Below are 12,547 nucleotides of genomic sequence, written 5' to 3' on the forward strand. Positions count from 1 at the left end.
CAACCGTGATGGCCTCGGCAGTTTGATGCCGTGCAACACGTTATCGCATAAAAGCGCATTCCGGCATGCCGCTTGCATGCGGGCCAGCGGCACTGGATCAGGGCTGCGCGGGCACCACCAGGCGGTCCACCACGCCCTGCATGGCGCTGTAGAACGCATCCTCGTCGCGATGGGTGCGTACGCGGCCCAGCTGCCCCATCACCACCAGTTCCTGCACCGACGCGACGCAGATGCGCGCGCCCGCTCGGTTGACGAACATCATCCGGCCCGACACGGGACTGATCCAGCTCAGGCGGCCGGCCTGCACCCGGTTGTCCTTGTTGACGAAATCCAGCCAGCTGCCTTCCCGCAACTGCTGGAAATAGTCCGTCATCACCGGATCGTGCCGGTGCAGTCCTTCCTGCCACTCATGCGACTCCAGCAAGCCAGGCAGCAACGGCGGCGGCGCGCCGGACGAAGTCGCGACCTCCGCGGGCACCGCTGCCTGCGGGGTCACCAAGGCCGCAAACAGCTGTTCGCGCTGCCGGGCGATGGCGTCCTTCGCGTGCCCCGATGCCATCCACATGGGCTGCAACCAATCCATCGCCGCATGCCAATTGCGTACGTCGCCCCGCACATTCGCGACGTCGACCGCCTGCAGCAAGCCATCCAGCATCATCGGGGCGGCCTGCGGCTTGTTGAGCGCCTGCATGCGCGAGGCATACGCGGGCCACCCTTCCCGCAGCACGCGCTGCATCGGGACGGGCACCTCCTGTCCCTGCAATCGCGCATCGAGGCCCTCGGCGAACCGTGCCAGGGCCGCGACCTCCGCGTCCTTCACCTGCTGCTCCGCCGCCAACGCGCGCTCGGCCTTCTCGGCTTCGCCGCGATAGCGCGCGTAGAAGTCATTGAAATCCGTCCGCGCCGCACGGAACACCGACTGGCTCTCGTCGAAATCCGCGACCAATCGCTGCACGGTGTCCTTGACCTTGTCCAGCAACAGGCGCTGCGCGTCGTTCTCGCCGGGGTTGCCATCGCAGGCTTCGACCAGCACGTTGAGCAGGCGACGGGCCGAATGGGTGGCCTGCAGGAACAGCTTGCGATCCTGCAGGGCGACCTTGGCCATCGGCGCCATCAACCGGCCGAGCACGTGGACCTGCTCCGTCGCGAGGTGACTCTCGCGAAAGATCACCTCGAACAGCATGCCGACGAGATCGACCACGTTTTCGTCCGCGTCCGAGATCGCCACCGCTTCCGGTGCGACACCCAGTTGCGCCGCATGCAGGAAGATCTGCTGCTTGAACGCCGCCTGCAACTTGTCCGGTGAGGCAAGGACTTCGACATGCACCTCGGGCGCGGCGATCTGCAGCAGGGTCAGCGCCACGACCAGTTCGCGCTGCGACAGCGACGTGCGTGGTGCCGTCGTGCGCATGGCACCGTGGGCGCGGGCGCGCTGCAGCCTGCTCTCCTCGAGCAGTTGATGCAGCGCCGGCGGCAGGGTCGCGTTGTCGGTCGAGTCGACCATGGCGTCGACATCGCCATGATCCCAGGACACGAAGAACCGCGTCATCCAGTCGGGCTCGTGGGTTCCCTCGTCGCCGGCACTGGGAATCGCCTGTGCGCGACGCATCCTCGGCGTCACGCTGTCCTGCGCACCAAGCCGGCGAACCAGCCGCTCGTGCATGGACTCGTAGATGGGCCCGATGAGTTCGACGAACTCGCGACCGCAGCACTGCACGGCCAATGCGCGCACGTTGCCAGGCAACGACGCGCCTGCCAGCCCGCGATAGACCGCCATCGCGATGCGTGCCGGGGAATACGGGGCGCTGTCCGGCTGCAGGCGGATGCCCATGTCCAGCCAGGTCAGGTAGCCATTGAGGCGCAGCAATTCGGACTGCCATTCCCGTGAGATGACATCCGCCAGCTGCTCCGTCGCCAGACGGACGTCCAGTTCGTCCTCTTCCACCAGGCCCAGGTCGTTCCCCGTCTGCTCCTGTCCGAATCGCGCCGCAGGTGCCTCACCTTCCGCCGCGGCCCGCCATGCAGCCGCCATGTCCTCACGGAACCCGCGCAGGATCAGCTCCCTGCGCTCCTTGAGCGCCAGCAGGCCATCCAGATAAGGGCCACGGTCCAGCTCCATGCGTTCCAGCCTGTCCAGCATCGGCTGGCGCAGGCCGTCGATGACGTCCGCGAAGGCGGCATCCAGCGACGGCTGCATGGCCTCGCGTAGCAGTTCGACGAGCTGGTTGCCGGAGGTGGCAGGAGGCGGTGGCGTTGCGGGCATTGCGTCGTTCGGTCGGCCAGGTTGTCCGCTGCGACCCGACCTGAACCCGGATCCGTGCGTGGCGCGGACCGTGATGCATCCGCTGCGATTAAACTCATGCACCGATATGTGCAGTGCACCCCACTATAAGGCGACTCCATGCTCACTGAAAGTCTGCTGCAGGCATTGGACACGCGACGCTCCGTGCCATCGAAGCAGTTAGCTGAACCCGGCCCCGATCCGGCGACGCTGCAACGCATGCTGGCCTCGGCGGTACGCGTCCCCGACCACGGCAAGCTGGTGCCGTTCCGTTTCATCCATATCCACGGTGAGGCACGTCATGCATTGGGCGACCGACTGGCCGCCCGCACCCGTGCACTCGACCCGGATGCGCCCGCCGCGGCGGTGGAAAAGGATCGTGGCCGTTTTTCCAGCGCGCCGGACATCATCACCGTCGTCGCGCGCCTGACCCCTGGCCACAAGGTGCCCGAACAGGAACAGCTGCTCACCGCCGGCAGCGTCTGCTTCGCCCTGCTGCAGGCCGCCCAGGCGTTCGGCTTCGGGGCGCAATGGCTGACCGGCTGGATGGCGTACGACGCGCACATCTCAGACGTTCTGGGCCTGGCGCCGAACGAAACGATCGCGGGCTTCATCCATATCGGCACGCCACGGCTGGAAGCCCCCGAGCGGGAGCGCCCCGACCCCGCAGCGATGCTGACCGAATGGACACCCGATGCCTGAGCCGTTGCACCCGCGCCCGCTCTATCTGGTCGATGCCAGCCTGTACGTGTTCCGCGCCTGGCATTCGATGCCGGACGAATTCCAGGATGCGGACGGGTGGCCCACCAACGCGGTGCATGGCTTCGCACGTTTCCTGCTGGAACTGCTGGAAAAGGAACGGCCGGAGCACATCGCCATCGCCTTCGACGAGGCGCTCGACAGCTGCTTCCGCAACCGGATCTATCCGGCCTACAAAGCCAACCGCGATCCCGCGCCGGACGAGCTCCGGCGGCAGTTCACCCACTGCAAGGCGCTTTGCGCAGCGCTGGGCCTGAGCGTGCTTGCCCATGGCGAATACGAGGCGGACGACCTGATCGGCAGCGCCCTGCATGCGGCACGGCCGCAGGGATTCCGCGGCGTGATCGTGTCGGCCGACAAGGACCTGTCGCAGCTGCTGCATGCGCATGACGAACAATGGGATTTCGCGCGCGGACAGCGCTGGGGGATGGCCGGCGTCAAGGCGCGCTACGGCGTGGAAGCGCGGCAGATCGCCGACTACCTCGCCCTGACGGGCGACGCCGTCGACAACATCCCCGGCGTGACCGGCATCGGCGCGAAATCCGCCGCCATCCTGCTGGCGCACTTCGGCGACCTCGATACGCTGCTGGGCCGCATGGACGAAGTCGCCTTCCTGCGCCTGCGTGGCGCGGCCACGATGGCCATCCGGCTGCGCGAGCAGCGCGAGCACGCGCTGCTGTGGCGTCAACTCACGACCATCGCACTGGACGCGCCGCTGGGTGACATCACCACCGGCCACGAACGCGGCAAGGCCGACGGCGACATGCTGGGCGCGTTGTCGGACGCCCTGCGCTTCGGCCCGATGACGCGTCGGCGGTTGCGCGTGGCAGCGGGGCTGGAGTGACAGCGGCGCGCGGCGCCATGTCGTTAGAATGGGCGCATATACAACGGAACGGAATTCTGCAGGATGAAGCTGCCCCACTTTCTCTCCAGCTATCTGAAGCACAGCAAGGAACTGCTGGACACCCACGACGAGTCGCAGGCCATGTCGTTGGCGGTCGGGGGCGACTACGAAGCTGTCGGCAGGCTGGAGTTCGAACTCCTGAAACATCTGGGACTGCAACCTGACCATTCCGTCGTGGATGTCGGGTGCGGAAGTGGCCGCCTCGCTTCACAGCTCAGCTCGTACCTGACCAGCTCATACATCGGGATTGACGTGGTCCCAGAGTTGTTTCAGTACGCAGAAAAGAGATCTGGACGCGATGACTGGCGCTTCTACGCCGCCCCAGGCACGACGATTCCCGAGCCGGATCATTCCGCGGACTTCGTCACCTTCTTCTCCGTGTTCACGCACCTCCAGTTCGAAGAATCCTATCGTTACTTGCAGGAGGCAAAGAGAGTTCTCAAACCAGGGGGAAAGATTGTTTTCTCGTTCCTGGAATTCCGGATGCCTTCGCACTGGAACATCTTCGAAGCCTCGCTCGGCGACCCCAGGGTCGACAAAGTACTCAATCAGTTCATGGATCGCGACGCGCTAAATGCCTGGGCCGCCCATATCCCACTACACATTCACCAAATCCTGGATGGCGACTCCGCCTATATCCCTCTGTCAGAGCCTGTTGTTTGGGACGACGGCCGCGTGATGGAGCGAATGGGAAGCCTGGGTCAGTCCGTCTGCTGCATGGAGCACGCGGCGTGAGCATGGAAGTCGAAGTTACGGATGAACTGCTGGCGAGCTTCCACCAGAACACGATCCTGCTCTCATACAACAATCCTGCACCGACCGAAGGACGCTACGGGTGGCTGAAATCAGGCCAACGCTTGAGATTCAGACACTCGATCACCATCGAGCAGAATTGCGGGCTGTACGGAGGACCCTACGCTCCATTTGTGGGCGGCCACCCCTCCTGCGGCCTTTGCACGATGGGGTCCTTCAGTTATTCCTACTCGCCGCTCCCAGACGGACTCATCGTAGGGAGATACTGCTCCATATCGACTGGCCTGAAGTTCATCGACTCCCATCACCCGATCCAGAGCCTGACGACATCAGCATTCCTTTTTCGACCGAGCAACAATCTTTTCAAGGAATACATCACACCTTCAATCCGTGCGTTTGCCTCCAGCTTCTCGACAGCAGGCGAGAAGAAGTATCCCGTGATCGCGCACGACGTATGGATAGGCGCCAACTGCACTCTGGGGCTGGGGATATCCATAGGATCGGGAGCGATCATCGCCGCCAACAGCACCGTGACTGGCGATGTCCCACCGTATGCGATCGTCGGCGGAAATCCCGCGAAGATCATCAGGTTTCGTTTTGATTTCGAAACGATTGCCAAGCTTATCGCGTCGCAATGGTGGACACATGATCCGAAGACAATCTTCTCGGGTGAAACCCTCAACCCCGAAGACGCATTGCGGTCTATCGGAGACGCCAGCCCCGCATTTCATCCATGGAGCGTGACGCTGTAAGCCGCATTTCCATAGCGAACGCGGATCTCCGGCTTCCGGCGAAGCTAACTACGCTTGTATTTTCTCCCTTCCCTCTTGCCATATTTGGTCCAGTGCGCTTTCGCCGCATTTTCGCCACTGATCCCTGCGGTACGAAGCGTCGGATTCATGTCTACGTATACGGCCTGCGTGAAATCTGACGGCACCGAGTACCGGAGAACGCGTCCCTCGCCATGGCCATAATGCAGGTAGTGAAGAACCGCACCCACCTGATTGGCATGACCAGCCGCTGCCACGTCGGGATTGAGGAACAGGTACTCCCTCCAGGAAAAATCCGGAGGGGTATGCTGAAACTGGAATTTGGCCGAGTATCCCTCGGCGAACACACCAAAGTTCCCGTTGAGCATCCTGCCGTACTCCGTTACCGGCGCGCCCTTTACATAAATGCGTCGCCAGAACTGGAAGAGCTCCAGCGAGCGGGGGTGTTGGACCGTAGGAACCGCTGCATCTCCGATCTTGTACGGGATCTTGATTCCGACGACTTCCGACGGCTCGATATCCATCGCCGTCCGTAGAAAATCAAACGATGCGTCCCCCAGGGGATCGCCATCATGGTATCGACAGACATCAAGAATCACGCGCACAAAACCCGCACGGAGTGCGGCATTCAACTCCTGAAGATCGCCGCACTCGACCACAACATGGTTGGTCGCGCCAGCTTCTTCCGCCAGTTCATGCAGTATCTTGAGGACAGCCGCGTAGTCGCCGCCCTTGTCAACAATATTGCAGACCAGCACTTTGCGATTCCTTGCCGCCAACGAAACGGCCTCCGCCGAGCCGATCGGCGTCAACACGCCATCGAACTTGCGAGACAGCAGTTCCCGTGTCGCAACACTCTTGAGGGGAACATCGAGCGCGTATCGATGACCTGTGCCCTCATGGGCAACATGCACACCATCCGAGGCAAGCGCGAAATCCAACTCAACGAAGTCGAGGCCTTTCAACATGCCCTGGAGGGCCTCTTTGGACGATGAGGGTCCGTACTGCTCCCAACGACCGCCACCACAGGCTATCAATGTATTTCTCGAAAACAGGAGATTCTCATGCGCGAGCGCATGAGTGGCGACCGATTGACTTCGCGAAGAACGCGACGCCGAAAGTGCAGTTCCCGCAAGGTGACTTGCTCGCGCAATCTCGTCGACGATCGCTACAGAGCTGTCATCGGAAATTGAGGTTCCTCTGAGTATCCGCCCTCGCATGCCAGCAAGCGCGGCGGACACCTCGGCCGAACCCGAAAGCGCCCGATCGACCGCCGCCTTGACGCCTTGAGGCCGGCACGGCAAGCCACCGCAGAACAGCTCAGAAGTCCCTGCCGTATAGGGGAAATCAAACAACGTCGCGTTGTTGTCCGAGTACTCTCGCAGCAGGATCTGGACAATCGGCTTCTGCAACGCCGCGGCCTCGAATATCGTCGATGAAAGCTCCGAGATCACACAGTCGGCGTGCTTCAGAAGCTCACTTAGGATTCCATTCTCGTTGACGGCCACATTAAGCTTCGAAACATCGATGTGCGCCGTTTCCGGATGCAGGAGCGCGACGTGGTTGTCGATCTCCGAGATCTGTTCGATGGCGAGTGCGATATCGCGATTGTTGGTGATGTACCAGGTGGGCACGAACAGGACGATAGGCTTCTGTGGATCCAGGCTGCAGAGCGAGCAGACCTCATCGCGCGTCCGGAGTGGCGGACCAAGCAACTGCCTGGACTTGATGAACCCGGCAGACCTGACCTTGCCGCTCCTGTCAGAACCTCCGGGGAAGAACGTCAGCAGCGACCGCGTGTGGTCCGGCCCTGCGGTAATGATGACGTCGAAGAAGTCGAATCGTTTCTGATTGGCAAGAAACCACTTCAAGTTGCTGGCGCCGTGATCGATCAGCACCCTTGGCCTATCGGCGTACTCGCCGCTTGGCGGATTGACGGGCAAGTTGAAGTACACGATGCAGTCGCAGTCGATGCCTGGCGGCAGCGTCTTGGCCTGCGTAAGGATGGGTGCCATGTTCGCGCCCGTCATCTCATTGACAAGGCTGAGAGCGCAGTCGTAGTGCTTCTTGAGATAGGTATCACCGAACAACACCCGCAGAGGCTTGAATCGCTCGCCGATGCTCGCTTTGACGTCCGTCGACGAGACACCCTCGGTCCTTGGCAGATAAACGACCTCGCAGGACACCCAATCGAACTTCCCCTGCCAGTCGTCCCCCATGACGAGGATGTCGGCGCGATGCTCGCGGATGTACTCGTCCTTCTTCTCGAGCGAATCCTCGAAGAACACGTCATCCACGCACGCGAGCGCGGCGACACACTCCCTGCGGTGCTCCTGGTCGAAGAATGACCGCTTGCCCTTCTCCGCATTCAGGCGATCCGTCGACACGCCAACGACCAAATGATCCCCTTGCGACTTCGCGCGCTCAAGGATCCTCAGATGGCCTTCGTGGAGAAGATCGAAAGTGCCGAACGTGATTACTCTTTTCATCGATAACCGGATTCTGGAATCAGTACATTGGCGCGGCCATTGCGCGGTAACGCGTCAGTGCCAGAAGCGCGAAGGCGCGAATCGCTCGTGGGCGAAATTGGTGATGCGACGGGCAGCACTCATGGAAATGACGCTCTGTGGAGCCGCAAAGCCATCTATCTCGGCAGGTGCGAAATAGGCACTCAACGCATTCCTGACCTTTGTCGCCTGCTGTGCATCACCCCATTTCCTCGCGAGGTAGTACGCGCCCGTCAGCATCGCCTTGGTCCGCGCGATCTCCACGTCCTGCGTCTCGACGGCGCTGAACCTTGGCGTGACGTCGTGGACGAAACGCGCGGTGGGACATACCTTCAGTAGACCTCCAAGCAGCCTGACGCGCCAGGAAAGATCGACGTCTTCACTGTACATATGGATGGCGGGATCGAAACCACGCGTTTCCGCCCATAGCGCCTTCGGCAGCGCGAAGCACGCACCTGAAACCCAGTTCGTATCCAACGTCACAGGATCGTGCCATTTCGGGTGATCGATCGGCGCCGCCACCCCTTCAATGAGCGCCTGCCCCTGGAAATAGTCGGACATGTCGATCAGGGCCTTGATGGACCCGGGCGTGAAGTAGCCGTCCGGATTGGCGCCGACGTAAAGCGGGTCTTCCAGGAACGCATGCTCCATCAATGCGTTGTGCGCACGCCCGAAGCCGAGATTCTCACCGCCCTCGGCCACCAGAACTTGACCGCCGATGATCCGCTCGTACCTCTCGACATTGGCCGGATCGTTGGAGAAATACCGCCAGCGAATACGGTAGCCCTTGTGTTCTGCCGCCTCCCGCTTCAACGAAGCCTCCAGCTTGCGGAGCTCCTGATCGCTGTTGTTGTAGAGGACGATCCCGACGAAACAGCTCCGGCTTCCCTTGGCGGCCTCGTGGCGCAACGCGGGAAGCTGCTTTTTCGTGAACGGCGTCGGCCATTGCGGGCCCGCCAGCTGCCCCGTCGCTCCGTTGGCCGCAATGAATCCCGGCAACGTCTTCATGCGTTCGTCGTCGAACAACGAGGCGGCATTCCCGAGGAAGCTTTCGCTCACACATTTGGCGGGCGAGAAGCGGCGCCCCTCGGTGAGGCCGAACTGCAGAAGATGCAGGAGCGGGACAACGCCTGCCTGCTCGAGATCGCGATTGCCGCCCATGTAGTACTTGAAGGACGCGATCGAGGAGCATTCGAGATAGCTCCCTCCGTTACGTCCACGTCGCGCCATGTAGTGCTCCAGCGGAATGTCGACCGCACTGATGGGGATGGCATGATGTTGATTCCGGTAGAGTTTGTTCTCGAAGAATATGTTCGGATCGGCACCCGTCTCCAGCAGCGCCTGGCGGAGGCCAGAATAGCGTTCCAGCGCCTTTTCCCGGTCGGCCAAGGTTATGGGATGCCCGACATCGCCCACGAGCTGGTTCGTCACATGCATCATGTCGACCAGCGGAGATGGCGATCGCGCCTCCTTGAAGCCCTTCTGCACGTAGTGCAGAAGTGGATTGACACCGGCCTCCTTGAGCTCAGGAATCTGACTGAAATAGTAGCGCCCATCGAACAGCGGCGAAGTCGCCGCCGTCCAATAACCTGGATTCTCCAGGTAGAGCAACTCGATGGGCACGCCGGCAGCTTCCGCATTCATTCCCATCGCAGCCGCCAGGTACATCCTGTCCACCAGGCCTGACGCACGAAGCAGGTTAACGTCGTTCATTCGTTCGTTGATCATTTCTCTACTTCCATTCAGAGGTCGGACGCAAACAGCTTGACTTCGTAAGTGCTGCGAAGCGTATTCAGCAGATCGCGATTCGCCTTCCAGACCTCCTGCTTGATCTTGTCTTCCGGCGTGTCGACACCCTTGGGGGTCGTATTGCTGTCGTCGCTGCGCTGGATGTACGCGCCAATGCAGACTTTCAACTGACTGAAATCGCAAGGATTCGGGCCTGCTACACGCAATAGAAAGTCATAGTCCTCGACACGGCTCAGCTCGCTCCTGAAGCGAAGCTCATGGGCCGGGACCTTGCTGCAGTCCACCATGTACGAGTGCAGCGGCGCAAAGTTCTCGTGCACGAGGTCCAGCTTGTTCTTTCCCTTGAAGGGTTTGCTCATTTCGTAGATGAAATCGTAGTCACGCAAGCCCACCGCATGGGCCATCTCCATCCCGGCGAACGCGACCGCCGCAGCCGTGGTCGACAACGCCGTCGTGAGCGTCTTGTAGGCGTGGGTGTAAAGCAGATCGTCGTAGTCCAGGAAGGCGAGATAACGATTGCCGCCCCGCTTGTGCTCCTCGATGCCGAGATTGATCAGATCCGACCTGATATCACGGCGCGACTGATCGGAATGATTGAGGATGACCGGCTGCGGCATCCATTCGAAGAACCATTGCCGCCCCACGGACTCTCTGAGCCGCGCGAGGTCGTCGCCGTTGAATCCCTGGGTGACGATGATCGGCTGTACAAGTAGGTCCGTCTGCGAATGAAGGCTTTGGATTGCACGCTCCAGCCTGGCCATGCCGGCCGGATCGTGGAACCTGACGATGGTGCTGACGACTTCATTCATGTTGATCTGGTTTCCACATCATGGGTTGAATTACGGACCTCGAGAAGCGAGGCCGTGTGCAGGTGGCTGCAGGCTCAGTCCGTTTCGACGACGCTCGCGCGGACCAGCGGCAACGGAGGACTGAGCCGCGAGGTGCTCTTGCCGACACTGACCCGCAGGTGCTCGACAAGGTGTGCGGCATCGATCGCTCCCGGCAAGGGCAACGACACGCGGAAACCGTACTTGCCCGAGGTCTTGCCGAGGTAGGAGCTGACGTCGTCGCGCTGTATGCGCTCGAAGGCCTCTACCAGGTGCTTCTCTCCGCCGAGCTCCAGGCATACCACGACAGGCTCTTTGCCGCGCTCGTCCACCGCCCAACCGGAGACTTCGAGGAGTCCACCAACAGCCCGAATACGTTCGACCACACCCGTCGTACTCCCGAACAGGATGGGATCGTCACCAGCGGCCGCATCCCGGACATCGGCCGACGCAAGCGAGATCAGCTCGCGATAGACCTCCAGACCTTCGGCGATCTCGCCGAAGAACCTCATCATTCCCTTGTCCAGCACGAGCGCCTTGTTGCACATGTTCCGCAGGAGACCGGTGCTGTGGCTCGCGATCACGACGATCCGGCTCCCTTCGAAACGGTCCGTCATGCGCTTCCTGGCGCGCTGGACGAATGAAGCGTCGCCGGTCGACAACCACTCGTCCATCAGCAGGATGTCGGGCTGCACCGCAGTCGAGATGGAGAATCCCAATCGCATCCGCTGACCGCTGGATAACGAGTAAAATGGATACTCTGCGCGATCCGTAAGACCTGCGAATTCGAGAATTTCGGGCGCCGCGAGCTTCAGCTGACGGTAGCGCAGGCCCATGGCCGTTCCGCGCAGGAAGATGTTCTCCGCGACCGACGCGAACTCGGAGAATCCGAGCAGAGGGCTGAGCAGAGACTGTCGGGCACCCTCCGCCCGCACAACGCCGGCGGTCGGCGGGTAGGCACCATTGAGGACGCGCAGTAGCGTGGTTTTGCCAGCGCCATTGAGCCCCATGACGCCGATACGGTCGCCGTCGGCCGCAGCGAAGTTGATGCCGGAGAGGATCGTGGATTGGTAACGGACGGCGCCGGAGATCGTGGCCAGGAGGTCGCTGTAACCTTTGCGGCCGGTCTTGTGGACTTCCGTCGGCAGCTCAAGGGAGACGTTGTAAGCACGCAGGGATACGGTCATCTCGGCCTCCTCAGAGCCAGATCGGAACGCGACGTGCGAATCGCGAATAGGAGAATGCCGATATCAGCACGCCGGCTATCGTCATTGCACCGATATAGACATACGTCGACGTCTCGTTCGCCTCGCCGAGGATAGGGCCACGGACCACGGCAAGCATGTGATGGAAAGGATTCGCGCGCATCAGCATGCCCTGCATCGAATCCGCAGGCGCCGCTTCAGCAAGCCAGACGATGGGTGTTATCAGAAACACGGCGAGCATCACGCTGCCGAAGAAATCATTGACGTCGGGATAGCGCGCCCCGACGAGCGCGACCAACACGCCGAGGAAGAACAGATTCACCAGTACGATCAGTAGGCCTGCAAGCGAAGAGAGCAGACCCAGCGGCGAAACGGACGCCTCCCCTACCAGCACCAGGGCCAGCAGGGGCACAGCGAACAGAAAGTGGATCAGCGCCTTGGAAAGGGTCCGCAGCACGTAATCGGTAAGCCTCAAGTTCCCATCATGGATGTAAGGCAGATGTGCCGCGAACGTTGCGCCGGCCTCGATGAACATCGTCGACATCAGCCGGAACAGCATGAATCCGAAACCGATATGCGCGAGGAATGAGCCCATCTGCCTGCCCTGAATCGCACCCATGAACGCACCCAATCCCCATATGTAGACGATCGGAGGAAAGAAAATCCAGAACAACCCAAGCGCGTTCTTGCGGTACTTGGTGATGACGTCCAGCCAACTGGTGTAAAGCCAGTGGTCTGGCTTGCGGAAGCTTTCGGCGAGGTGCCGGAAAAGAAGACTCATTGTTCGATTGC

The 12,547-nt window shown here is 61.3% G+C and carries 9 protein-coding genes and 1 pseudogene; 4 read left to right on the plus strand and 6 right to left on the minus strand.

What is annotated here, in order from left to right; genetic code table 11:
- Positions 1 to 97 precede the first annotated feature (97 nt).
- A pseudogene (locus AX730_RS04535) lies at positions 98 to 2,218 on the minus strand (DUF1631 family protein); the annotation flags it as partial.
- A 183-nt stretch (positions 2,219 to 2,401) separates the two neighbouring features.
- On the opposite strand from AX730_RS04535, the gene AX730_RS04540 reads away from it, so the two are divergent.
- From AX730_RS04540 to AX730_RS04555, 4 genes are all read left to right on the plus strand, one after another.
- Positions 2,402 to 2,983 carry a nitroreductase family protein gene (locus AX730_RS04540; RefSeq protein ID WP_062352583.1) on the plus strand — a complete coding sequence of 194 codons (582 nt, stop codon included), beginning with the start codon at positions 2,402 to 2,404 and terminating at the stop codon, positions 2,981 to 2,983.
- Positions 2,976 to 3,884 carry a 5'-3' exonuclease gene (locus AX730_RS04545; RefSeq protein ID WP_062352586.1) on the plus strand — a complete coding sequence of 303 codons (909 nt, stop codon included), beginning with the start codon at positions 2,976 to 2,978 and terminating at the stop codon, positions 3,882 to 3,884. Before AX730_RS04540 ends, AX730_RS04545 begins: the two co-directional genes overlap by 8 nt.
- 63 nt (positions 3,885 to 3,947) lie before the next feature.
- Positions 3,948 to 4,679, plus strand: a complete 732-nt coding sequence (locus AX730_RS04550) for a class I SAM-dependent methyltransferase (protein ID WP_062352600.1) — start codon at positions 3,948 to 3,950, stop codon at positions 4,677 to 4,679.
- A gap of 2 nt (positions 4,680 to 4,681) precedes the next feature.
- Positions 4,682 to 5,449 (plus strand): CatB-related O-acetyltransferase, encoded by a 768-nt coding sequence (locus AX730_RS04555; RefSeq protein ID WP_062352604.1) that lies wholly within the window; start codon positions 4,682 to 4,684, stop codon positions 5,447 to 5,449.
- Between the two features lie 44 nt (positions 5,450 to 5,493).
- Here the strand turns inward: AX730_RS04555 and AX730_RS18360 are convergent, their stop codons facing one another.
- The 5 genes from AX730_RS18360 to AX730_RS04580 form a co-directional block, all read right to left on the minus strand.
- Positions 5,494 to 7,956, minus strand: a complete 2,463-nt coding sequence (locus tag AX730_RS18360) for an adenylyltransferase/cytidyltransferase family protein (RefSeq protein WP_083537714.1) — start codon at positions 7,954 to 7,956, stop codon at positions 5,494 to 5,496.
- Between the two features lie 54 nt (positions 7,957 to 8,010).
- A complete protein-coding gene (locus tag AX730_RS04565) occupies positions 8,011 to 9,702 on the minus strand; it encodes a glycosyltransferase family protein (protein ID WP_062352608.1) in 1,692 nt (563 codons plus the stop codon).
- 14 nt (positions 9,703 to 9,716) lie between these two features.
- Positions 9,717 to 10,532 carry a hypothetical protein gene (locus AX730_RS04570; RefSeq protein WP_062352611.1) on the minus strand — a complete coding sequence of 272 codons (816 nt, stop codon included), beginning with the start codon at positions 10,530 to 10,532 and terminating at the stop codon, positions 9,717 to 9,719.
- Positions 10,533 to 10,606: 74 nt separating this feature from the next.
- A complete protein-coding gene (locus AX730_RS04575) occupies positions 10,607 to 11,737 on the minus strand; it encodes an ABC transporter ATP-binding protein (RefSeq protein ID WP_062352614.1) in 1,131 nt (376 codons plus the stop codon).
- Positions 11,738 to 11,747: 10 nt separating this feature from the next.
- Positions 11,748 to 12,536, minus strand: coding sequence for an ABC transporter permease (locus AX730_RS04580; RefSeq protein ID WP_062352619.1), 789 nt, complete (start codon positions 12,534 to 12,536; stop codon positions 11,748 to 11,750).
- Positions 12,537 to 12,547: the final 11 nt, after the last annotated feature.

It is taken from the genome of Pseudoxanthomonas mexicana, assembly GCF_001556105.1.
Classification (GTDB): Bacteria; Pseudomonadota; Gammaproteobacteria; order Xanthomonadales; family Xanthomonadaceae; genus Pseudoxanthomonas_A; species Pseudoxanthomonas_A mexicana_A.